21 protein-coding genes and 1 pseudogene are annotated in these 23,071 nt (G+C 61.4%); 10 read left to right on the forward strand and 12 right to left on the reverse strand.

The annotated features are described in order from the left end of the window. The first annotated feature begins 3 nt into the window (after positions 1-3). From glgA to FHT71_RS09250, 4 genes are all read left to right on the forward strand, one after another. Positions 4-1,446, forward strand: a complete 1,443-nt coding sequence (gene glgA / locus FHT71_RS09235; RefSeq protein WP_007797728.1) for a glycogen synthase GlgA — start codon at positions 4-6, stop codon at positions 1,444-1,446. Positions 1,447-1,452: 6 nt separating this feature from the next. Then, a complete protein-coding gene (locus FHT71_RS09240; RefSeq protein WP_007797725.1) occupies positions 1,453-3,084 on the forward strand; it encodes an alpha-D-glucose phosphate-specific phosphoglucomutase in 1,632 nt (543 codons plus the stop codon). Positions 3,085-3,094: 10 nt separating this feature from the next. Continuing rightward, positions 3,095-5,062, forward strand: a complete 1,968-nt coding sequence (gene glgX / locus FHT71_RS09245; RefSeq protein WP_183719517.1) for a glycogen debranching protein GlgX — start codon at positions 3,095-3,097, stop codon at positions 5,060-5,062. Between the two features lie 87 nt (positions 5,063-5,149). Beyond that, positions 5,150-5,635: a MaoC family dehydratase gene (locus tag FHT71_RS09250; RefSeq protein ID WP_132589136.1), complete on the forward strand. Its 486-nt coding sequence runs from the start codon at positions 5,150-5,152 to the stop codon at positions 5,633-5,635. 42 nt (positions 5,636-5,677) lie between these two features. Here FHT71_RS09250 and FHT71_RS09255 read toward each other — a convergent pair whose 3' ends face one another. The 5 genes from FHT71_RS09255 to FHT71_RS09275 form a co-directional block, all read right to left on the reverse strand. Beyond that, positions 5,678-6,073 carry a VOC family protein gene (locus FHT71_RS09255; protein WP_132589135.1) on the reverse strand — a complete coding sequence of 132 codons (396 nt, stop codon included), beginning with the start codon at positions 6,071-6,073 and terminating at the stop codon, positions 5,678-5,680. 154 nt (positions 6,074-6,227) lie between these two features. After that, a complete protein-coding gene (locus tag FHT71_RS09260; protein WP_007797712.1) occupies positions 6,228-6,776 on the reverse strand; it encodes a sarcosine oxidase subunit gamma in 549 nt (182 codons plus the stop codon). Then, a complete protein-coding gene (locus FHT71_RS09265; RefSeq protein WP_183719519.1) occupies positions 6,769-9,762 on the reverse strand; it encodes a sarcosine oxidase subunit alpha in 2,994 nt (997 codons plus the stop codon). The genes FHT71_RS09260 and FHT71_RS09265 overlap by 8 nt, the downstream gene beginning before the upstream one ends. Further along, on the reverse strand, positions 9,759-10,100 hold the full coding sequence (locus FHT71_RS09270) for a sarcosine oxidase subunit delta (RefSeq protein WP_007797704.1): 342 nt from the start codon (positions 10,098-10,100) through the stop codon (positions 9,759-9,761). Before FHT71_RS09270 ends, FHT71_RS09265 begins: the two co-directional genes overlap by 4 nt. Before the next feature lie 12 nt (positions 10,101-10,112). Next, positions 10,113-11,366: a sarcosine oxidase subunit beta family protein gene (locus FHT71_RS09275; RefSeq protein WP_132589133.1), complete on the reverse strand. Its 1,254-nt coding sequence runs from the start codon at positions 11,364-11,366 to the stop codon at positions 10,113-10,115. A 594-nt stretch (positions 11,367-11,960) separates the two neighbouring features. Between FHT71_RS09275 and FHT71_RS09280 the strand changes: the two are divergent. Beyond that, a pseudogene (locus tag FHT71_RS09280) lies at positions 11,961-13,083 on the forward strand (DUF1214 domain-containing protein). A gap of 108 nt (positions 13,084-13,191) precedes the next feature. Here the strand turns inward: FHT71_RS09280 and FHT71_RS09285 are convergent. The 3 genes from FHT71_RS09285 to FHT71_RS09295 all read right to left on the reverse strand — a co-directional run bounded on the left by FHT71_RS09285 (position 13,192) and on the right by FHT71_RS09295 (position 14,365). Then, complete coding sequence (locus tag FHT71_RS09285) at positions 13,192-13,419, reverse strand: hypothetical protein (RefSeq protein WP_132589132.1); 228 nt, start codon at positions 13,417-13,419, stop codon at positions 13,192-13,194. Between the two features lie 40 nt (positions 13,420-13,459). Then, a complete protein-coding gene (gene rpsU / locus FHT71_RS09290; RefSeq protein ID WP_007527643.1) occupies positions 13,460-13,699 on the reverse strand; it encodes a 30S ribosomal protein S21 in 240 nt (79 codons plus the stop codon). Between the two features lie 456 nt (positions 13,700-14,155). Continuing rightward, positions 14,156-14,365, reverse strand: coding sequence for a cold-shock protein (locus FHT71_RS09295; RefSeq protein ID WP_007797690.1), 210 nt, complete (start codon positions 14,363-14,365; stop codon positions 14,156-14,158). 445 nt (positions 14,366-14,810) lie between these two features. Between FHT71_RS09295 and rpsU (FHT71_RS09300) the strand changes: the two genes are divergently transcribed. The 5 genes from rpsU (FHT71_RS09300) to FHT71_RS09320 all read left to right on the forward strand — a co-directional run bounded on the left by rpsU (FHT71_RS09300) (position 14,811) and on the right by FHT71_RS09320 (position 19,527). Beyond that, positions 14,811-15,023 carry a 30S ribosomal protein S21 gene (gene rpsU, locus FHT71_RS09300; RefSeq protein WP_003585885.1) on the forward strand — a complete coding sequence of 71 codons (213 nt, stop codon included), beginning with the start codon at positions 14,811-14,813 and terminating at the stop codon, positions 15,021-15,023. Positions 15,024-15,154: 131 nt separating this feature from the next. Beyond that, positions 15,155-16,018: a tetratricopeptide repeat protein gene (locus FHT71_RS09305; RefSeq protein WP_132589131.1), complete on the forward strand. Its 864-nt coding sequence runs from the start codon at positions 15,155-15,157 to the stop codon at positions 16,016-16,018. Positions 16,019-16,039: 21 nt separating this feature from the next. Further along, positions 16,040-17,104, forward strand: a complete 1,065-nt coding sequence (locus tag FHT71_RS09310) for an FAD-binding oxidoreductase (protein ID WP_132589130.1) — start codon at positions 16,040-16,042, stop codon at positions 17,102-17,104. A gap of 222 nt (positions 17,105-17,326) precedes the next feature. Beyond that, positions 17,327-18,985: a sensor histidine kinase gene (locus FHT71_RS09315; RefSeq protein ID WP_183719521.1), complete on the forward strand. Its 1,659-nt coding sequence runs from the start codon at positions 17,327-17,329 to the stop codon at positions 18,983-18,985. A gap of 59 nt (positions 18,986-19,044) precedes the next feature. After that, on the forward strand, positions 19,045-19,527 hold the full coding sequence (locus FHT71_RS09320; protein ID WP_132589128.1) for a DUF992 domain-containing protein: 483 nt from the start codon (positions 19,045-19,047) through the stop codon (positions 19,525-19,527). Positions 19,528-19,710: 183 nt separating this feature from the next. On the opposite strand, the gene FHT71_RS09325 is transcribed toward FHT71_RS09320, so the two are convergent. From FHT71_RS09325 to FHT71_RS09340, 4 genes are all read right to left on the reverse strand, one after another. Continuing rightward, positions 19,711-21,105, reverse strand: a complete 1,395-nt coding sequence (locus FHT71_RS09325; RefSeq protein WP_007797677.1) for an NAD(P)(+) transhydrogenase (Re/Si-specific) subunit beta — start codon at positions 21,103-21,105, stop codon at positions 19,711-19,713. A 7-nt stretch (positions 21,106-21,112) separates the two neighbouring features. Beyond that, positions 21,113-21,511 (reverse strand): proton-translocating transhydrogenase family protein, encoded by a 399-nt coding sequence (locus FHT71_RS09330; RefSeq protein ID WP_007797674.1) that lies wholly within the window; start codon positions 21,509-21,511, stop codon positions 21,113-21,115. After that, a complete protein-coding gene (locus FHT71_RS09335; protein ID WP_132589127.1) occupies positions 21,501-22,658 on the reverse strand; it encodes a Re/Si-specific NAD(P)(+) transhydrogenase subunit alpha in 1,158 nt (385 codons plus the stop codon). Before FHT71_RS09335 ends, FHT71_RS09330 begins: the two co-directional genes overlap by 11 nt. 99 nt (positions 22,659-22,757) lie before the next feature. Then, positions 22,758-22,982, reverse strand: a complete 225-nt coding sequence (locus tag FHT71_RS09340) for an aa3-type cytochrome c oxidase subunit IV (protein ID WP_007797669.1) — start codon at positions 22,980-22,982, stop codon at positions 22,758-22,760. Between the last annotated feature and the right edge of the window lie 89 nt (positions 22,983-23,071).

Consider the following 23,071-nt stretch of genomic DNA (forward strand, 5'->3'; position numbering starts at 1 on the left):
CCAATGAAAGTTCTTTCGGTTTCGTCCGAAGTCTTCCCACTTATCAAGACAGGGGGCCTCGCCGACGTGGCGGGCGCCCTGCCGATCGCCCTCAAGCGTTTCGGCGTCGAAACCAAGACCCTCATGCCCGGCTATCCTGCCGTCATGAAGGCGATCCGCAATCCCGTCGCCCGGCTTCAGTTCGATGATCTGCTCGGCGAGCCCGCGACGGTCCTGGAAGTGGAGCACGAGGGGATCGATATCCTCGTGCTCGATGCGCCCGCCTATTACGACCGCGCCGGCGGTCCCTATCTCGATGCGACGGGCAGGGACTACTCCGACAACTGGCGCCGCTTCGCAGCGCTTTCGCTTGCCGGCGCCGAGATTGCTGCGGGATTGATGCCGGGCTGGCGACCCGACCTCGTGCATACGCATGATTGGCAGTCGGCGATGACCTCAGTCTACATGCGCTACAACCCGACGCCGGAATTGCCGAGCGTGTTGACAATCCACAACATCGCCTTCCAGGGTCAGTTCGGTGCCGATGTCTTCCCCGGCCTCCGCCTGCCGCCGCATGCCTTCGCAACGGAAAGCATCGAATACTACGGCAATATCGGATTCCTAAAGGGTGGCCTGCAGACGGCCCACGCCATCACCACCGTCAGCCCTTCTTATGCAGGCGAGATCCTGACCCCCGAGTTCGGCATGGGCCTCCAGGGTGTCATCGCAAACCGAATCGATTCGCTCCACGGCATCGTCAATGGCATCGATACCGACGTCTGGAATCCGTCGACCGATCCTGTTGTCCACACGCATTACAACGGCACCACACTGAAAAGCCGCGTCGAAAACCGCACCTCGGTCGCGGAGTTCTTCGGACTGCACAACGACAATGCACCGATCTTCTGCATTATCAGCCGCCTCACCTGGCAAAAGGGCATGGACGTCATCGCCGCCACAGCCGATCAGATCGTCGACATGGGTGGAAAGCTCGCCATTCTGGGTTCTGGAGACGCGGCGCTGGAAGGTTCGCTGCTCGCCGCCGCAGCCCGCCACCCCGGACGGATCGGCGTTTCCATCGGCTACAACGAGCCGATGTCGCATCTCATGCAGGCTGGCTGCGACGCCATTATTATTCCTTCGCGCTTCGAGCCCTGCGGCCTGACGCAGCTTTACGGCCTGCGCTATGGCTGCGTGCCGATCGTCGCCCGCACCGGCGGGTTGAACGATACCGTCATCGATGCCAACCATGCCGCTCTTGCGGCGAAAGTGGCAACCGGGATACAATTCTCGCCTGTGACGGCATCGGGCCTGTTGCAGGCCATCCGCCGCGCGCTACATCTCTACGCCGATCAAAAAGTCTGGACCCAATTGCAAAAGCAGGGCATGAAATCGGATGTCTCGTGGGAAAAGAGCGCCGAGCGCTACGCTGCCCTCTATTCAAGCCTCGCCCCCAAAGGCAAGTGAGAGAAAATGATAAAATCCGTATCCACCAAGCCCTACCAGGATCAGAAGCCGGGCACGTCGGGCCTACGAAAGAAAGTCCCGGTATTCCAGCAGCCGAACTATGCCGAGAATTTCATCCAGTCGATCTTCGATTCGCTGGAAGGGTTCCAGGGCAAGTGCCTTGTCATCGGCGGCGACGGACGCTACTACAACCGGGAAGTCATCCAGAAGGCGATCAAGATGGCCGCCGCCAATGGCTTCGGCAAGGTGATCGTCGGCAAGGGCGGCATCCTGTCGACCCCGGCAGCCTCGCACATCATCCGCAAGTACAAGGCCTTCGGCGGCATCATTCTGTCGGCCAGCCATAACCCGGGCGGCCCCACCGAAGACTTCGGCATCAAGTACAATATCAGCAACGGCGGTCCGGCGCCGGAGAAGATCACCGACGCGATCTATGCGCGCACCAAGGTGATCGACACCTACAAGATCGCCGACTTCGCGGATGTGAACCTCGATCGCATCGGCAAGGACGAGCTGCCCGGTGGCATGATTCTCTCGGTGCTCGATTCGGTCGAAGACTATACGGCGCTCATGGAAGAGCTGTTTGACTTCCACGCGATCCGCAACCTCATCAGCCTTGGCTTCCGCATCGCTTTCGATGCGATGAGCGCCGTCACCGGCCCCTATGCGAAGGAAATCTTCGAAAACCGCCTCGGCGCCCCGTCCGGCTCGGTTCGCAATTTCATGCCGCTGCCCGATTTCGGTGGCCACCATCCCGACCCGAACCCGGTTCACTGCAAGGAACTCTACGACGAGATGATGGGCGACGATGCGCCCGATTTCGGCGCAGCATCCGATGGCGACGGCGACCGCAACCTCATCATCGGCCGCGGCATCTTCGTGACGCCGTCCGACAGCCTTGCGATCCTCGCGGCCAACGCCAATCTGGCGCCCGGCTATTCCGGCGGTCTCGCCGGCATCGCCCGCTCCATGCCGACGTCTGGTGCTGCTGATCGCGTCGCCGAGCGCCGTGGCATCGGCATGTACGAAACGCCGACCGGCTGGAAGTTCTTCGGCAACCTGCTCGATGCCGGGATGGCGACGATCTGCGGCGAGGAAAGCGCCGGCACCGGCTCCAACCACGTGCGCGAGAAGGACGGCCTCTGGGCGGTTCTGCTGTGGCTGAACATTCTGGCCGTCCGCGGCGAGAGCGTCGAGGACATTGTCACCCAGCACTGGCAGACCTATGGCCGCAACTACTATTCGCGCCACGACTATGAAGGCGTTGATACCGACGCAGCAAACGGCCTGATCGCCAACCTGCGCAGCCAGCTTGCTTCCCTGCCGGGCCAGGCCTTCGGCCCACTGAAAGTCGAGAAGGCAGATGACTTTGCCTATCACGACCCGGTCGACAAGTCCGTCAGCGAGCATCAGGGCATTCGTATCCTCTTCGAAGGCGGCTCGCGCGTTGTCTTCCGTCTCTCGGGAACGGGAACATCGGGCGCCACCTTGCGCGTCTACCTCGAGCGGTACGAACCGGATTCCACCCGCCACAACATCGAGACGCAGCAGGCGCTCGCCGATCTTATCGCCGCCGCCGAGACCATTGCGGATATCCGCAGCCGCACAGGCCGCGATGCTCCCTCCGTGATCACCTGACCGGAGCAGCATGGCGGCGAACAAATCCGGGCAAGGCGGGGCAAGCATCTTTGAGACCGGCGTTGATTTCGCCGTCTGGTCGCACAATGCCGGACAGATCGAGTTGTGCCTGTTCAGCGACGACGACAAGGAACTGGCCCGCCTGCCGATGGAACGCGGCGATGACCATGTCCATCGCCTCTTCGTCGACGGATTGAAGGAAGGCGCGCTCTATGGCTACCGCGCCGATGGCGTCTATGCGCCTGACAGCGGCCTTTGGTTCGACCCGTCGAAACTGCTGGTCGATCCCTACGCCAAGGAACTCGATCGCCCCTTCCACCACGATCCCCTGCTCGGCGCCTTCGGCGCCGAGACACAGCATCTCGTGCCGAAGGCGGTCGTCACCCGCGATATCACGGTAAGACCGGCAAAGCCCCTCTTCAAGCCGGGCGGCTTCATCTACGAAGTCGCTGTCCGGCCCTTCACCATCCTGCATCCGGATGTCCCCGAAGCCCAGCGCGGCACGGTCGCGGCTTTGGCACATCCCTCGGTGATTACCCATCTCAAGCGCATCGGCGTCGACGCCGTCGAGCTCATGCCGATCACCGCGTGGATCGACGAGCGGCATCTGCCGCCGCTCGGTCTGCGAAACAGCTGGGGCTACAACCCCATTGCCTTCATGGCGCTCGATCCGCGGCTTGCCCCTGGCGGCATGGCGGAACTACGCGACACCGTTGCGACGCTCCATGCGGAAGGCATCGCCGTCATCCTCGATCTCGTCTTCAACCACACCGGCGAAAGCGACCGCTTCGGCACGACGCTGTCGCTGCGCGGCCTCGACAATCTCTCTTTCTATCGCCACCTGCCCGGTCGGCCGGGCGAACTGGTCAACGATACCGGAACCGGCAACACCGTCGCTTGCGATCATCCCTATATCAGGCAGTTGATCATCGACAGCCTACGCCACTTTGTGCTCGGCGCAGGGATTGACGGTTTCCGCTTCGACCTCGCCCCCGTACTTGGCCGCACCGTAGACGGGTTCGAGGCACATGGCGAAACGTTGACGGCGATGCTCGCCGATGATGTGCTGGCGGACCGCGTAATGATCGCCGAGCCCTGGGACATCGGCCCAGGCGGCTATCAGCTCGGCAATTTTCCGGCACCATTCCTCGAATGGAACGACCGCGTGCGCGACGATGTCAGGTGCTACTGGCGCGGCGACGACTACAAGACCGGCCCGCTCGCGACCACCCTTGCCGGCTCCTCCGATATTTTCTCCCGAAACGCTGGGACAGGGACGCGCAGCGTCAACTTCCTCGCCGCCCATGACGGCTTCACGCTGAGGGATGTCGTATCCTACAGCGGCAAGCATAACGAGGCGAACGGTGAGCAAAACCGCGACGGCCACAACGAGAACCACACTTGGAACAACGGTGTCGAGGGCGAAACCCGCTACCCCGATATTATTCGCAAGCGCCATGACGACCTGAAGGCGCTGCTCTCCACGCTCTTTGCCACCCGCGGCAGCATCATGCTGACGGCAGGCGACGAAGCCGGCCGCACTCAGCGCGGCAACAACAATGCCTATTGCCAGGACAACGAGATCACCTGGGTCGACTGGGCAGGGCTCGACGACGATCTTATCGCCCATACCGCATTCATCTCCGGCCTGCGCAAGCGCTTCTCCGCCTTCTCGGAAATGGGCTTCCTCAAGGGCAACGGCGATGTCGAATGGATCTCGCCCTCCGGCCGGGCGATGAGCGTGCAAGACTGGGAGACGCCGAACTTTTCCACGCTCGGAATGGTGCTTTCGACGCGCGATGGCCTAACCAACAAGGCCACGCGGCTGGCGGTTCTCTTCAATCGCTCGGGCGGCGAGGAAATCTTTACATTACCCGGACCGCCTTCATGGCGGCTTCTTGCCCCGGATGCGCCGGAGAAATCCGCAACTTCTGCCATCGTACCGCGCCGCTCGGTCTCTTTCTATCTCGAAAGTTGATCTGACGGGCTCCCGCCTGCAATTCCTTGTCGCAATCGTCACAATCCCATTGTAAGGCTTGCGCAGCCGCTTTCTCATGGGGAATCAATGGCCAAGGAAATTTCGCTCGCGGATGTACGTGGGTTGGTCGGCACTGAAACCGGTCTCTCGGACTGGATCGTCGTCGATCAGGCCATGATCGATGCGTTTGCGCATGCGACCAACGACCATCAGTACATCCACGTCGATCCGGAGCGCGCTGCATCAAGTCCCTTCGGCAGCACCATCGCCCACGGCTTTCTTACCCTCTCGCTGCTCTCGGCGATGAACTACGACAGCCTGCCGAAGGTCCGCGAGCAGACCATGGGCATCAATTACGGCTTCGAGAACGTCCGTTTCCTCTCGCCGGTCAAATCGGGGGCACGCATCCGCGGCCACTTTGTCCTCGCCGAAGCCCGCTTCCGCGGCGCCGGCATGCTGATGACGACCTATGAGGTCACAATCGAGATCGAGAACGAGAAGAAACCGGCGCTCACCGCGCGGTGGATCACCATCATCCAGTTCGACCCCAAGGACCGGCCGGAAGACGCGTAGACCTTATGCTCTTGACTTTGGTGGGCGGTGTTTGACGCGTCGCTATGGCGCGCCGTTGATTTCAACGATATTGCGATCGGGATCGAGCAGATAGGCTTGTGGAAACCCCGCCGGGCCATTGCGCCTAACACGCAACCGCCAGGGATCGCCCTCTGGAGCATCCTCGCGAAAACCCTTCGCAATCAGCCCCCGGATACATCCCTCGAAATCATCGGTACGGAACGCGAAATGTCCGTCGGTCGTGTCTATGGTCGCCGCACGCCGGAAGGTTCCGGCCGGATTGACAATGATGTGGACCTGCAGCGCCCCGCAGGCGAACCACGCTCCAACACTACTGAAAGGTGGCCTCTCGATTTGCTCGAGACCGAAGACATTGCGATAGAAGCCGACGGAACGGTCGAGATCCATGGCGACAATGGAAACGTGATGCAGCATCATCAAAGACATCCCCCACTCGTTGCGACGGCGCTTCGATACGGACCGCGCACGCCCGGTGGATGATGACACGAATGACAGCCGTCATACAACTTGAAGCCGATCGGGGACGGCACAAGAGCACCATCCCCGATCGGGCATTGCAAGTTAGCAGCGCTTAATGCGCCGCGTCTTCGGCGCCCTCGGCCAGCAGGCCGAATACGAAATCCGCAAACGAACGCCAGCATTCGACTCGGAATGTATCGTCCTCGGTGCGGAAGAGCACGATCTCGGCCTTTCCAAACAGCGTGCGCGAGCAGGCGCCGACCGGGAAGACCTCGAGCGACAGATCCTGCGGGCAGCCCGCGGAGATCGTCGCTTCCGCCCCGGGGCCGGAGACGATAACCGCGACGTTTCGGTGCGAGACGTCGGTGGCCGAATGCAGCACGCCCGACTTGGCGAGCGCACCCATCAGGTCTGCCCCGGATTCGTCGATGACAAGCCATTCATCCGGGCCGAGCCAGAGGGCAGCACGACCACCCTTGCGACCGGAGGTTTTCGGGGAAGCCGGCACCGTGACACCAAGCGCGGAGGAAAGAGCTTTGAGCGACTCCGCCGGCGCGCGAAGCGCCACGCGGCTTGCCGCAGAGGCTGGCGTCAGCCGTACCGTGGCCGAGCCGCCATGCTGGCCGGAAAGAGCGGATTTGCGAACTGCCATATCAGCCATTGATGCGGCCTCCTTCCTTGTCAAAGAACACCATATCAGTCACCTCGACGGCGATCGTCTTGTCGGGCATCGGCACATAGAGCGTTTCGCCCATCCGTTTGCGGCCATCGGCGACCAGCGCAAAGGCGATCGATCGCCCAAGATTTTCCGACCAGTAGGACGAGGTCACATGGCCGAGCATCGTCATCGGCTTCGGCTCGTTCGGGTTGGCGACGATCTGTGCACCCTCTTCGAGCACCAGGTTCGGATCCTTGGTGATAAGACCGACGAGCTGCTTGCGGCCTTCCTTCACCAAATCCGGTCGCTTCAGCCCGCGAATGCCCACGAAATCCGTCTTCTTCTTGGAAACCGCCCAGGAAAGACCGGCATCGTGAGGCGTGACGGTACCGTCCGTATCCTGCCCGACGATGATATAGCCCTTCTCGGCGCGAAGAACGTGCATCGTTTCGGTACCGTAGACGCAGGCGCCGAGCGGCTCTGCATTGGCCCAGACCGCTTCCAGCACCGATTGGCCGTAATCGGCCGGCACGTTGATTTCGAAGCCGACCTCGCCGGTGAACGACACGCGGAACAGACGCGCCGGCACGCCCATGACCGTGCACTCGGCAACGCTCATATGCGGGAAGGCTTCGTTGGAAATATCGACGCCCTCGACCAGCGGGGCGATGATTTCGCGTGCCTTCGGCCCCTGCACGGCAATGACCGCCCATTGTTCGGTCACCGAAGTCAGCCATACCTTGAGATGCGGGAATTCCGTCTGCAGATAGTCTTCCATGTGGTGGAGAACGCGCGGCGCACCGCCGGTCGTCGTCGTCACATGGAAGCGATCGTCAGCCAGACGCCCGACGACGCCGTCGTCATAAACGAAGCCGTCTTCGCGGGTCATGATGCCGTAGCGGCACTTGCCGGGCTTCAGTGTGTCCCAGGCGTTGGTGTACATGAGGTTCATGAACTCGGCGGCGTCGGGGCCGACGACTTCGATCTTGCCGAGCGTCGAAGCATCGAACACGCCGGCGACATCGCGCGCCGTCTTGCATTCACGGGCGACCGCCTGATGCATCGTCTCACCGGCGCGCGGATAGAACCAGGCGCGCTTCCAGTTGCCGACATCCTCGAACACCGCACCCTGCGCTTCTTCCCACGGGTGCAACGGCGTCTTGCGCGCCGGGTCGAACAGCTCGCCGCGCGAATGCGCGATCAGCGTACCGTAGGTGACCGGCGTGTAGGGCGCACGGAAGGTCGTCAGACCGACCTGCGGGATCTCCTTGCCCAGCATTTCGGCGGCAATCGCCAGACCATGCATGTTGGAGAGCTTGCCCTGATCCGACGCCATGCCGTTCGTGGTGAAGCGCTTGATATGCTCGATCGAGTGCATGCCTTCGCGCACGGCAAGGCGGATATCCTTGGCACAGACGTCGTGCTGGAAATCGATGAACGCCTTGGTGCGGGTCTCCGGACCCGCCCCTTCGGCAGCGCCGATCATGCCGCCCGTCCACTGATGCGCCTGCTCGGCGGTGATGCTGATCTTGCCGCCGGATGGTTTGCCGACCGCCTGGGCCATCAGTTCACCCGCGGCCAGCGATTCCTCGATCGTCTGCTGCAGATCATCCGTGCCGTTGCAGGCGCCAACGGAGAGGCAATCCTGCGCATAGGTGCCGGGCAGGAAACGCTGCGTTTCCGGCTCAAACTTCACCTTGCCGCGCGACTGCGAGAACAGGTGCACCGAAGGCGTCCAGCCGGCCGAGACCAGCAGCGCGTCGACCGCGATCTTGCGTGGAGAGCCGCCGCCGTTGCGGGCAACGGTCATGGACGAGATGCGCAGCTTGCCCGAGGTGTTGACGACCGATTGACCGGCGAGCACGTCGATGCCGAGCGAGCGGGCTTCCGCCAGAACGGCAGCACCGGGCGTGTGCCGGCAATCGACGATCGCGGCGATCTCGACACCGGCGCGCTTCAGGTCGAAGGCGGCCTCGTAGGCAGAGTCGTGCGCCGTGTAGACCCCGACCTTCTGGCCGACGGCCACGCCGTACTGGTTGAGATACATGCGCGCGGCCGAGGCCAGCATGATGCCCGGACGGTCGTTGTTCGGGAACACCATATGGCGCTCGATCGCGCCGTTGGCGAGGATGACACGCTTGGCGCGCAGCTGCCACAGACGCTCACGCGGCAGGTGGCGGCCCGGGTTCGCGACATGATCGGTGACGCGTTCGGCGAGACTGACGAAGTTGTGGTTGTAGTAGCCGAAGGCAGTGGTGCGGGTGAGAACCTGCACATTGTCCATCGATTTCAGGCTGGCAACGGTCTTCTGCGCCCACTCATAACCGTCGAGACCATCGATCTTGACACCGCTGTCGAAACGCAGCGCACCGCCGGCTTCCGCCTGCTCGTCACAGAGGATGACCTTGACACCGGCATGAGCCGCAGCAAGGGCTGCCGAAAGACCGGCGACGCCGGCACCGACGACCAGCACGTCACAATGCGCGTAGCGGCTGGCGTAGTGATCGGGATCGGCTTCTTTCGGCGCAACGCCGAGACCGGCTGCGCGACGGATCATCGGCTCGTAGACATGCTTCCAGGCCGCCTTCGGCCACATGAAGGTCTTGTAGTAGAAGCCAGCCGCGAAGAAGGGCGACATCAGGTTATTGATGCCGCCGATATCGAAGGACAGCGATGGGAAACGGTTCTGCGACTGCACGATCATGCCGTCGAAGACTTCCTGCACCGTGGCACGCACGTTGGGCTGCTTGCGGGCGCTGTCGCGCGCAACGTCGATCAGCGCGTTCGGCTCTTCGGCGCCGGCCGAGAGAATGCCGCGCGGGCGGTGATACTTGAACGAGCGGCCGACCAGATGGATGTTGTTGGCAATCAGCGCCGAGGCGACGGTATCGCCCTCCAGCGCCGTATAGCTCTTGCCATCGAAGGTAAAGCGCGCGGTTCTGGCCGGGGTCAGGCGGCCCTTGCCTGCAATACGGTTCGTGCCGCTCATTGTGCTTCTCCTTCGAGCGCTTCGTAGGTCTCGACGGGTGCGTGTGGAACGGCGGCTTCGCCGATCTCAGGCTTCGGCTCGCCTGCCTTATAGGTCATGATGAACTTGTCGCTGATCGTGTCGCGCGCCGCGTTGAAGAAGCGGCCGCATCCGTGCTGGTGGCGCCAGCGTTCGAAGATCAGCCCCTTCGGGTTGTCGCGCAGGAAGAAATATTCCTCGAACGCCTCGTCGGAGATGGAAGCAATGTCGGTCGGGCGAGCGATATGGGCATCGCCGGCGCCGCGGAATTCGAGCTCGGAGCGCTCTTCCTGACAGTATGGGCAGTAGATAAGAAGCATGGTGTCCTCGTGTCAGTGGGCGACAGCGGCAGCGGCGGCTTCGTCGATCAGGCGGCCGGTGCGGAAACGGTCCAGCGTCAGGCCGGCATTGAACTTGTGCACCTCGTCGCGCGCGATCAGATGCGCGAAGAGATTGGCCGAACCCGGCGTCGCCTTGAAGCCGCCGGTGCCCCAGCCGCAGTTGACGTAGAGCCCCGGAACCGGCGTCTTCGACTGGATCGCCGAACGGTCCGGTGTGTTGTCGACGATGCCGCCCCACTGGCGCATCATCTTGACGCGACGGAACATCGGGAACAGCTCGCAGATCGCATCCAGCGTATGCGTGATGATCTGCAGGCCGCCGGTCTGACTGTAGGAATTGTACTGGTCGGTGCCAGCGCCGATCACGAGTTCGCCCTTGTCGGACTGCGAGATATAGGCATGCACGGTGTTGGACATAACCACGCAAGGGAAGATCGGCTTCAGCGGTTCGGACACCAGCGCCTGCAGCGGGCTCGATTGCAACGGCACGCGCACGTCGGCCATCTTCATGACCGTCGTCGTGTGGCCGGCCGCCGAAACGCCGACCTTCTTGGCGCCGATGAACCCGCGGTTCGTCTCGACACCCGTGACGCGCCCGTCCGGGCCGCGGCGGATGCCGGTCACTTCGCAGTTCTGGATGATGTGGACGCCGCGATCGGACGCCGCACGGGCATAGCCCCAGGCCACTGCATCGTGGCGCGCCGTGCCGCCGCGGCGCTGCAGGGCAGCGCCATTGATCGGATAGCGGGCGCTGGCCGAGATATCGAGCGGCGGACAATAGGCCTTGGCCTGCTCCGGCGTCAGCCACTCGTTGTCGATGCCATAGAGACGATTGGCATGGATATGGCGCTTGAAGGACTGTTGGTCATGCACATTGTGCGACAGCATCATCACGCCGCGCGGCGAATACATGACATTGTAGTTGAGATCCTGCGACAGGTTCTCCCAGAGCTTCATCGAATGCTCGTAGATATGCATGCTCTCGTCGTAGAGATAGTTCGAGCGGATGATGGTCGTGTTGCGACCGGTGTTACCACCGCCGAGCCAGCCCTTTTCGAGGACCGCGACATTGGTTATGCCGTGCTCCTTGGCGAGATAATAGGCCGCACCCAGACCATGCCCACCGCCGCCGATGATGATGACGTCGTATTCGGCGCGCGGCTCCGGCGAAGTCCATTGCTTCTCCCAGCCCTTGTGGCCTCGCAAGGCCTCCCGTGCCACGGCAAAAACCGAGTATCTGCGCATCCGCCTTCATCTCCTTCGGGGAAAGGTCCCTTCTCGTCGGCCATACAAATCGCAAATCCAAATGCGGCACAACGTTTCCTTTGCGACGCGAAGCGGCTTTTCTTTTGACACACAGCAAGAATGAACGAGATCGCGTAGTCTCTTCGCGGCGGGTAAACACCAGCGGGAAAAGGCGGACCGGCCTGCGTCGGTTTCCGGTCTCTCCATCATTCTTATTTTAGAGTGTCTGCACTTACAATTCTTGAGCGCATAGTTCACGCGCTGCGCAAGCGCTTTCTGGGCGTTGAGGCCCCCGCGTCCGCAGCAGAGGCAATATTCATAAGCCAGACGTCGGCGCATATGGGTCGGTGTCCGATCTGGCATCAATTGAAACAGACCAACACGGCTGCGAAGCCTGCTGTGGGGTCATTGGGAGGTTTCGTCCTGCAATCGCATTTCATCACCCTTACAGTTGGTCTGCTCTTGTCCGGAGGATACCTCAACGGTCCGGCTGTCGCCGCCGAGGACGCTCTGGCCAAGGGGGATGCGGCAGCGATCGGCGTCGATGCATATCTCACCCGCGAGCAAGCAACCAACGTTGAGGCTGGCAAGACAATGGGACGACGGCCGGCCAACATGTTCACCGACGTCCCGCAGTTCCGACTGCGGAATTCGGGGATGTCGTTCGGCCCAATTTCGACACGCTCTACTCTGTATTCGCCTCGCCTGGCTGGCGTACGACGGGAACCGCGAAAGCCGATTTTGCCGTCGTTCCCCCTGGCTGGACAGGTAAGGAGCTCCCCGCCGGAACGCAACGGATCGATGCACCGACACCGTATGCTTGGGTCATCGGACGTACGAAACCGGATGGACCGTCCGACTACGACGCCGTTCACAAGATCCAGGCTGGCTACACGGTCACGCCACTGTCGCAATGGGGTAAAACGGCCGAGCCGGCCAAGGTCACGATCGATCCTGACATCGATATGAAAACTCCGCCAAAGACGACAGTCGACGGGATGGCGGTAGAGGACTTCTTCGCCTAGGCAACGGAACTGCTGAAGGTCAATCCGCCGCACGCCACCGACCAGCCGATCATAAGCCGGATGAAGCGGATCGGGATAGAGCCGGGCAAGAGCTTCGATAAAAGCAAGGTCGCGCCCGACATCGCCGAGGCTTTGAAAGATGTTCCGGCCGAAGCTCAAAAGCTGATGGACTGGAAAATCGCAACTTGCTCGCGTTGCCAACAACTGGCCGATGAACACCGACACCATGGGTGTCCACGGTAATTACTACTTGAAACGGGCGATCGTCGCGCAGCTCGGGCTTGGCGCAAAACTGCCGGAGGACGCGATCTATCCGCTCAACCTCGGCGATGAGAAGGGAAATCCGCTAAACCGCGCAAACAGCCATAAGATTCACTTCGACAAAAGAGAGCCTGCCACCAGTCAAGGCGTTCTGGTCCGTCACGCTTTACGATCCGGAGGGATTCCAAGTCGCCAACAGCCTGAACCGGTTTGCCGTCAGCAGCTGGATGCCGTTCGCCTACAATGCGGACGGGTCGCTTGATCTCTACTTCCAGAACAAGAGCCCGGGCGAGGGAAAAGAAGCGAACTGGCTACTGGCACCCGCCCTGACCATGCGCCTTTACGGGCCGAAAAGTGAAGCGCTGACAGGAAAATGGAACCCGCCCGTCGTGGAAATGGTGCCAACGCTCCAACAGGTCACGGCGCAGTGACGCTTTCGCACCTGCCTCAAACGATCCGTGTGGACTGCCCACCAGGCAGAGAGGCTGGCTCTATTCCATCAGGCTAAGAAAGCCCTCGCGCGCACTGGCGCGAGGCCCCTAGGAGGATGGAGCCGACTTGGGCGCAGTCCGCCGCTTCCTGGCAGGCGCGGCGGGCGTTGGCGCTTCGGCTTCTTGCTGCAAGCGCAACGCCCTCAGCTTCTCCGTCTTCTTTTCGCGAGCCGCGGCCTCTGCCGTGATGATCGCTTTTGCTGTCGTATCGGTGGTAGCCGCCTTATCGCGCGGGGAGAGCTTGGCCGGATTGAAGAATTCGTCTTTTGAAGTCATCTGCTCTCTCTATCTAGACGGAGCCTGCCCGATGGGTAGTTCAGCGGGCCGGACGGACTGCCTTCTTCGGGGCCGGAAGGAGACCTTCGCGCTGAAGCTTCTTGCGCGCAAGCTTGCGCTGGCGGCGAACTGCCTCGGCCTTTTCGCGGACACGCTTCTCGGATGGCTTTTCATAGGCGCTGCGCGCCTTGAACTCGCGGAACAGACCTTCGCGCTGCATCTTCTTCTTCAGGACACGGAGCGCCTGGTCGACATTGTTGTCTCGAACGAGAACCTGCAAATTCTTTCCTTTCGTGCGGCAAACTCGTTTGCCGGTTGGTCAGAGTGGAAACTACTTCCGCACCCTAATGCTTGAAGTTTTCAACCAGGATCCGCCCTGGATATCAGCAGCCGCGTCAACTCTTCGCGTCGGCGATGCCGACTGGTTCACGTCGATATCGCTCTCAAGAATGCGCCGATCGAAGTTTTCGGTCTCGAATCGAACCCGATATTGCGGGCGGCTGCCGTCAGACGGAAGAATCGCCGCAATCTTACAGGTCCTGCTCGCCTCTTCGGTACGAACGAAACCGTCCTTCAGAACGATACTGTCGCCGACAGCGTATCTTGGCATTCGTGCCATTTGGTCTCACCGAACTGTCTTGATCGTCAAAAAGCATAAAAGGCCGGGTTTAACCCCGACCTTCGCCATCAGGCTCTCAGCTGCCAGTACATCCGTGGTCAGCCGGGCCGAATGAGATTAGGCTGCTCGCAGGTTGTCGGCAGAATTCTTGCCGGACTTCTTGTCGCGAACCAGATCATAGGTGATCTTCTGGCCATCGGACAAATTGCCCAGACCAGCACGTTCAACCGCAGAAATATGAACAAAAACGTCCGTGCTTCCGTCATCCGGCTGAATGAAGCCGAAGCCCTTGGTGCTGTTGAACCACTTAACGGTACCTGAATTCATAACGATCTCCTTTCAATGGTCGTTACTGCCATGCGTCTATTCACAAGGCTAAGATCGATTTTGAGAGGAAATCTGACGGAGCTTCGCGCTCTTTGACAAAGGTCACAACCAACAGTCGATGACTTACATATAACGCAAACTGCGGAATAAACAAGGCAAGGAAGCGGGCTATTTAGGTTCAGGCAGGTCGGCCAACGCCAATCCGCGACGCGTCAGGGACACCCAGCTATGCTGGATAGCCGCCTTGTGTGGTCTCAAATAAGGGCGGCACTGGGGACAAGCGGCGGTTTTTTGCGGCAAGAACCGCGAGAGCATATGGACTTCCACCCGCCATTCTGCTATCCGCATCCTCAATCGCAAGGCTCCGGCCGCGCGAACCGTATATTTTTTGCCTCTGGCGCCTTGCCGACGCCGGCACCAACCAAACCAAAGGAACGTGATTCTCGTGCAGGTACTTGTCCGCGATAACAATGTCGATCAGGCTCTCCGCGCTCTTAAGAAGAAGATGCAGCGCGAAGGTATTTTCCGCGAAATGAAGATGCGCGACTACTACGAAAAGCCGTCGCAGAAGCGCGCTCGCGAGAAGGCCGAAGCCGTTCGTCGTGTTCGCAAGCTGGCTCGCAAGCGGGCACAGCGCGAAGGTCTCGTCGCACGCTAAGCGTAGCTGTCGTTATTTCGACGTTTTCAGATGCATGTTGGCGGGGGCGATCTATTCGCCGCCGCCTTTTTAATTGCTGCTGAAGCCCGTCCTTGAAACGGACCGGCTGCACTGGGGGAAAACAAGCCCGTATGGCTGACATCACCAAGACCCGCTCTCTGCGTTCGCCGAAAATCGCTGTTCTACCGGTTTTCGCAATCGTCACCGCGCTAGGCCTTGCTGGCTGCACGACAAGCAACACGTCCGATGCCATCATCCGCATCGATAAGGCGCAGGGCTCGCAGGAAAACATCGCCTCGCTGACCTCTGTGATCAATGCCAATCCGAAGGATCCGGAAGGCTACAACGTTCGCGGCTCAGCCTATGGCCGCGGCGGCGATTTCCGCCAAGCGTTGAACGACTTCAATACGGCGCTACAGCTCAACCCGCGTTTCTACCAGGCCTACGCCAACCGCGCGCTGGTCTACCGCAACATGGGCCAGCAGCAGCAGGCGATTCAGGACTACAGCACCGCGCTGCAGATCAACCCGAACTACGACGTGGCACTGATCGGCCGCGGCAACGTCTACCGCACCGCCGGCCAGGACGATGCTGCCTTCAACGATTTCAACAAGGCGATTCAGAACGGCACGACCGATGGCCGCGCCTATCACAATCGCGGCCTGATCTATCAGAAGCGCAATCATCAGGATAAGGCGATCGACGACTTTTCGAAGGCGATCTCGCTCTCGCCGAACGCGCCGGAACCCTACAACGGTCGCGGCATCTCCTACATCGCGCTGAACGACGACGACAACGCATTTGCCGACTTCAATCACGCGATCGAGCTCAATGGGAATGTCGCCGAATCCTGGGCCAATCAGGCGCTGGTTTACGAGCGTCGCGGCGAAAAGGACAAGGCGGCCCGCTCCTACCGTCATGCGATCGGTCTCGATCCAAAGTACCAGCCGGCGAAGGACGGCCTGGCCCGCGTAGGCGCAGCGACGACCGGCTAAGGCATAAGCAGGAGACCGACGATGACAGCCAAACAGCATGTAGTCGTCGTCGGTTCCGGCATTGTCGGTGCCTCCATCGCTTGGCACCTGACGCGTGAGGGCGCCGCCGTCACTGTCGTTGCCGAGGACATCGGCGGTGTAGCCACCACCAGTTCCTTTGCCTGGATCAATGCGAGCTGGGGCAACCCGGAATTCTATTTTCACTTTCGCCGCCGCTCCATGGCCGAATGGAAGCGTTTGGCCCGCGAGCTCCCCGGATTGCCGCTGTCCTGGTGCGGCGGCATCTGCTGGGACCTGCCGCCCGATCGGCTCGAGGCGTTTGCCGTCGAGCATGCGTCGTGGGGCTATGGCATCGAACAGCTGGACCGCGCAGCCATTGCGGCCCGCGAGCCTTACCTGAAGCAGCTGCCCGATTCTGCTCTCTTGGTCGCGGAGGAAGGCGCGGTTGAGCCGGTGGCGGCAGCGCGGCTGCTGCTCGCCGATGCGGAAGCCAAAGGGGCCAAGTTCGTCAACGCTGCCGTCGATGGATTTATTCGCAGTGGCGAACGGATTTCCGGGGTCGTATCATCGGCCGGTATTATCGGCGCCGACCATGTTGTCCTGGCGGCCGGCGCCGGCAGTGCGCCTCTCGCTGCCTCCGTCGGCGTCACACTTCCCCTGGGGGCGCCGCCCGGCTTGATCGTCCACTCCCGTCCATTCGAGAAGCGGCTGAACGGCCTCGTGATGGCGACCGACCTCCATATGCGCCAGACGGCCGACGGCCGCATCATCGCCGGCTCCGATTTCGGCGGCACCGATCCGGGCGCCGACCAGGACGCGACGGCCTCGGCACTCTTTGCGAAGATGAAGGACAGCCTGACGGAGAGCGACCGGCTGAGCATGGAATTCTTCACCGTTGGCTACCGTCCGACGCCCAAGGACGGCTTCCCGATCATCGGCAATTGCGGCCAGAGCGGCCTTTATATTACCGTGCTGCACTCCGGGGTGACGCTCGCGCCGCTCGTCGGTCTACTCGCGTCTAACGAGATTCTTTCGGGTGATGCGGATCCATTTCTCGCTTCCTTCCGCCTCGGAAGATTTGGCTGAAACCACAAATCGAACAAAAATTTGCGAATTGCCAGGCGACATGTTTTAGTGTGTTGCAAGGAGCAACACCTGTCCCTAACATGCAGTCGTTTCGATAGCAGGCTATCAGGAGAGCCGGGGCGCGTTGAGGGCAATTGCGGTGATCCAGTTTTTTGCTTTCATGCCCGTAAGCGGCGGGCGCGCCGGCGTTTTCGGCCGCGTAAACCAGCGCAGTATAGGCTCATGAAAGGCCGCATCCGCTTCTTTCCGAAGGCGTCGATCGGGACTTACCTGATCGCGATGGCGCTTGCGACGGCTCTGCCGATTTTCGCCCTCGTGGCACTTCTGTTGGCGCAGCTGGAAGACAACCAGCGCTCGATTTTGAAGCGTGAAACAGCGCAGGATGCCACCGCTCTCGCCCGGTCCATCGATCGCCAGCTTCAGGACATGGCTACAACTTTAAGGTTGCTGTCGAATTCGCCGGAACTGGAGAGCAACGACTTCGCTGCCTTCCACGCGCGCACCGAAATATCCCTGCGGGCAGACAATCTGTATGTCATCGCCATCGACGAAAACGGGCAGCAGCTCCTGAACACCCGCCGGGACTATGGCGAGCCTCTTGGCAAGGCTGGCAATCTCCCGTCTGTCGAAGCGGCTATCAAATCCGGCAGGATCGAGGCCTCCGACGTGTTCATGGGGCGAACGAGCGGCGAATTCGTCTACAACGTCACCATGCCGATGCAGACCGGCAAGGTCAGGGCGTTGATCATCACGCAGAACGCCAGGGACCTTGCGAGGCTCGTCACCACGGAAGGCCTCCCGAACGATTGGTCCGCCGCGGTCATCGATCAGGGCGGCCATGTTGTGGCCTCCGCCGGCGCCACGAATATCGGCTTCGGCCAACCTTTCAATCCGAGCATCCTGCCGTCGCTGGTCAATTCCAGCGGCGTTTACGAAGATAGGCAGGTCCTGCCGAGGGCAATGTTGGGCTATGCACAGATTCCGGGCTGGTCCTGGAAGGCCGTGATCTGGGGACCCGTCGCCACGGCGCAGGCGTCGATACTGACGACATGGCGCTTTCTGGTCATCGGCGGCCTGGCGCTGATGCTTGTCGCGATTCTGGCCGCCTATGTGGTAGCGCGCCAGGTCCGCACGACGATCCGCGCGATCGCCGACATGGCCAATCGCATGGGCGAAGGCCACATCGTGGCGCCGATCGAGACCAGCGTTATCGAGGCCAACCAGGTCGCGGTCGCGCTCTCCAATGCCTCTTTCGACCGGAGCCAGACCGAGGACCGCCTGCACTTCGTGATGAACGAACTCGTGCACCGCACCAAGAACCTGCTGACCCTGGTGCAGGCGATGATGCGCCAGGTCGCCAAGCGCGCCGACAGTGTCGAGGCATACCAGGCAGCGGTAGTCGATCGCCTCGAAGGCCTTTCACGCTCGATCGATCTGCTCACCAGCGAGCAATGGGCAGGCGCATCGCTGCGGCGGGTGATCGACATCCACTTCAAGAGTTTTCCGCAGGCTGCCGAGCAGGTCGAGATATCGGGCAAGGATTTCACGCTGAGGCCCGAGGTGGTGCAAAACCTCGGCCTCGTTCTGCATGAGCTGGCAACGAATTCGGTGAAATACGGTGCCCTTTCCGTGCCGCATGGCCGTGTTTTGCTGAGCTGGCAGAACGTGCGAGACGAAGAGCGTAGCGAACCCATGCTTCGTTTCGCATGGGAGGAGCGTGACGGTCCGCCCGCGCGCGCGCCAGAGAACTCAGGCTTTGGTACGACGATCATCAAGAACCACGCCGCTGCCGCTTTTGGTGGCACCATCGAAATCGACTTCCCGCCGGAAGGCTTTTACTGGGCATTGACGGCCCCTCGCCGCACTTTGGAGCGTGCATAGGCCACGGAACAATCCCGCCGAACGTTCGTTTCGGAAAGGCTACTCGAAAGGAGAAGACCATGTTCAGGGAAACGATGATTGCCGCGGCGGCTGCCGCAGTAGCCGCCATCGCAAACCCGGCAAGTGCCGCAAATTACATCGCGCTCGGTCAGCTCGTCTGCGGATCGGAGGGCGGTCAGGGATTGATCTTCACCTCGCAGAAGAACCTGCTCTGCACCTACACGCCGGCGGAAGGCGGACCCAAGGTCGTCTATGCCGGAAAGATTCAGAAATTCGGCCTGGATGTCGGCCAGACCGGCAAGACAGTCATGATATGGCAGGTTCTGGCCAAGACCGGAACCGATATTCCCGACTACGCGCTGGCCGGTGAGTATTACGGCGTAGGAGCCGATGCGAGCTTCGGCGCGGGTGCGGGTGCCAAGGTGATTGCCGGTGGTACAAACCAATCCTTCATGCTCCAGCCACTGAACGTGCAGGCCCAGGAAGGCCTGAACCTCGCGCTCGGCGTGGAGAAACTGACGCTGGCGCCGGCTGCCACCTGATCGCAGGTCGCGCCGGGGAGGAGAGAGGCCCCTGCCTCTCTCCTTTCTATTCCCGTGGAGCGATGCGTCGCCTAAGAACACAACGTCAGTCCGATTGAACCAACCATTCTGCCGGTTACGGGGCAAAACAACGGCGTGGATCGAAAGCCGGGCCCTCGCTGTGATCAGCAACCTGACGAGGCCTCAGTGGCCGATCGCCTTGTTGATTTCCTCGGTCACCTTCTTGGCATCGCCGAGCAGCATCATCGTGCCGTCCTTATAGAACAGCGTATTGTCTATGCCGGCATAGCCGGAGCCGAGCGAGCGCTTGACGAAGAGGCAGGTCTTGGCCTTGTCGACGTCGAGGATCGGCATGCCGTAGATCGGCGAGGTCTTGTCGTCGCGCGCCGCCGGATTGGTAACGTCGTTAGCGCCGATGACATAGGCGACATCCGCCTGCGCGAATTCCGAATTGATATCCTCGAGTTCGAAGACCTCGTCGTAAGGCACGTTCGCTTCGGCCAGCAGTACGTTCATGTGGCCCGGCATGCGGCCGGCGACCGGATGGATCGCATATTTCACCTCGACACCGTTCTTCTTCAGATTGTCGGCCATTTCACGAAGTGCATGCTGCGCTTGCGCCACCGCCATGCCATAACCTGGAACGATGATGACCTTCGAGGCGTTCGCCATTAGATAAGCGGCATCTTCCGCCGAGCCGAGCTTGACCGTTTTGTCGGAATTGTCCGCGCCGCCTGCAGCCGTTTCGCCGCCAAAGCCTCCGAGGATGACCGAAATGAACGAGCGGTTCATGCCCTTGCACATGATGTAGGACAAAATCGCACCGGAAGAGCCGACGAGCGCACCGGTGATGATCAGCGCCAGGTTGCCGAGTGTGAAGCCGATACCGGCCGCCGCCCATCCCGAATAGGAATTCAGCATCGACACGACGACAGGCATATCGGCGCCGCCGATCGGCACGATCAAAAGCACGCCGAGCGCCAGCGACAGCGCGACGAGCGCCCAGAAGTCAACATGGCTTTCCGTCGCGGCCAGGCCGATGATGAAGAGCACAATCAGCGCCAGGAGAGCGGCGTTGATCAGATGCCGGAAAGGCAGGAGGATCGGCTTGCCGGACATGCGCCCGTCAAGCTTCAGGAAGGCGATGATCGAGCCGGTGAAAGTCAACGCACCAATCGCGACACCGAGCGCCATTTCGATCCGCGCCTCGGTATGGATCTCACCGATGTTGCCGATGCCGAAGGATGACGGCGTGTAGAGCGCGGAAGCCGCCACCAGCACGGCGGCAAGGCCGACCAGCGAGTGGAAGCCGGCGACCAGCTGCGGCATCGAAGTCATCGGAATGACGCGGGCGATATAGGCGCCCGCACCGCCGCCGATGGCAAGGCCGAGAACGATCAGCACGAAACCGCCGAAGGACGGCGTTGCCAGCGTCAGCGTTGTGAGGATGGCGATCCCCATGCCGACCATGCCGTAGAGATTGCCCTTGCGGCTGGTGGCCGGATGAGAAAGTCCGCGCAATGCCAGGATGAAGAGAACCCCGGAAACAAGATAGAGGAAGGCTGCGATACTGGTCATGCGGTCCTCACTTGTCCTTCTTCTTGTACATCGCCAGCATGCGCTGGGTGACAAGGAAGCCGCCGAAGATGTTCACGGAGACGAGGACCAGCGCGATGAAGCCGAAGCCGGTCGCAAGCCCACTCGTCGAAATGCCGACCGCCAGAAGCGCACCGACGACGATAACCGAGGAGATCGCGTTGGTGACAGCCATCAGCGGCGTGTGCAGCGCCGGCGTCACCGACCAGACGACGTAATAGCCGACGAAGATCGCCAGCACGAAGATCGCGAACTGGAACACGAAGGGATCGATCGCGCCGCCGGTTGCGGCACTTGCCGCTTCGGGGGCATGAGCGGCAGCAGCCGTCACCGCATTTACAGCCTGGTTCAGCTGCTCCAGCGCCTTGTCCATTGCTTCACTGGCCATCAGTTATCCCCTTCTTCGCGCCGCCGAACGCCGGGTGCGCGACATTGCCCGCATGCGTCAGCATCGTCGCCTTGATCAGTTCGTCATCGAGATTGAGGGCGATCGTCTTCGTTTCCTTGTTGACCATGGTCTCGAGGAAGGTGACGAGGTTCTTGGCGTAGAGCTGAGAGGCACTGGCGGCAATCCTGCCGGCCATGTTTGCAAAGCCGATAACGCGCACGCCGTCGACGTCTGCGACCTTGCCCGGCTTGACGCCTTCGATATTGCCGCCGCGCTCGACGGCGAGGTCGACGGCAACCGCACCCGGCTTCATCGACCTCAGCATCTCGCGCGACACCAGCTTCGGTGCCGGGCGTCCGGGGATCAGCGCCGTGGTGATGACGATGTCCTGCTTGGCGATGTGATCGGCCACAAGAACCGCCTGCTTCGCCTGGTATTCCTTGGACATTTCCTTGGCGTAGCCGCCAGCGGTCTCGGCCGCCTTGAATTCTTCGTCCTCGACGGCGATGAATTTCGCACCCAGGGAAGCAACCTGTTCCTTCGCCGCCGGGCGAACGTCGGTCGCCGAGACCGCAGCACCGAGACGACGAGCCGTGGCGATCGCCTGCAGCCCGGCAACGCCGGCGCCCATGACGAAGACCTTGGCCGCCGGAACGGTGCCGGCGGCCGTCATCATCATCGGCATGGCCCGATCATACACCGCCGCCGCTTCGATGACTGCCTGGTAGCCTGCCAAGTTTGCCTGCGAGGAAAGAACGTCCATTGACTGCGCGCGCGTGATGCGCGGCATCAGTTCCATGGCGAAGCTGGAGAGCCCGGCCTTGGCCATGGCGGCGATCGCTTCGTCGTTGCCGTAGGGATCCATGACCGCAATCACGATCGCGCCGCTCTTGTAGCCACCGATCTCTTCGTCCGTGGGACGGCGCACCTTCAGCACTACATCGGCCGTGGCCGCAGCACCGACGGAGCCGATCCGTGCACCGATCGCTTCGAACTCCGCATCCGGAATTTTCGACTTGGTCCCCGCTCCGGCCTCGACGACGACGTCGAGCCCAAGCCCTACCATCTTCTTTACGGTTTCGACGGACGCGGCGACGCGCGTCTCATCTCCCGTGGTTTCTTTGGCGACAAAAACAATGTTGCCCAACCGCCCCCTCCTCCGGGTCAGCCAGCCTGCCGCAGGTCCTCCCTGCTCAGTCCGAACATTCAGTCAAAGCTCTGGAAAAGCGCCCCTCCCACGCCGCGCTTAGCGCAGCAGAACGAGGCCAGCGATAAAGACGATCAGCAGGACGACGAGGCCGCCAAGGAAGCCAGCACCGGTGAAGAAGCCAGCGGTCATGCCGAGCAGGAGCGCGACAAGAAACAGCGTGCCGTACTTCGCTGCGGCAAGGAACATGCTGTAAGTCTGCTCATGTTCCTTGTAATCCATCGGCGCGCCAACTTCGGCAGGTCCGGTGTGATGCTCAGCCATGAATATCGTCTCCCTCAAACTTCCCGGCCGATAAAGCAATGCGGCCGGTCGACTGCCGTGATTCCCTCGATCCCGCGAGGGAATTTCCC

Source organism: Rhizobium sp. BK060 (assembly GCF_014193145.1).
GTDB lineage: Bacteria > Pseudomonadota > Alphaproteobacteria > Rhizobiales > Rhizobiaceae > Rhizobium.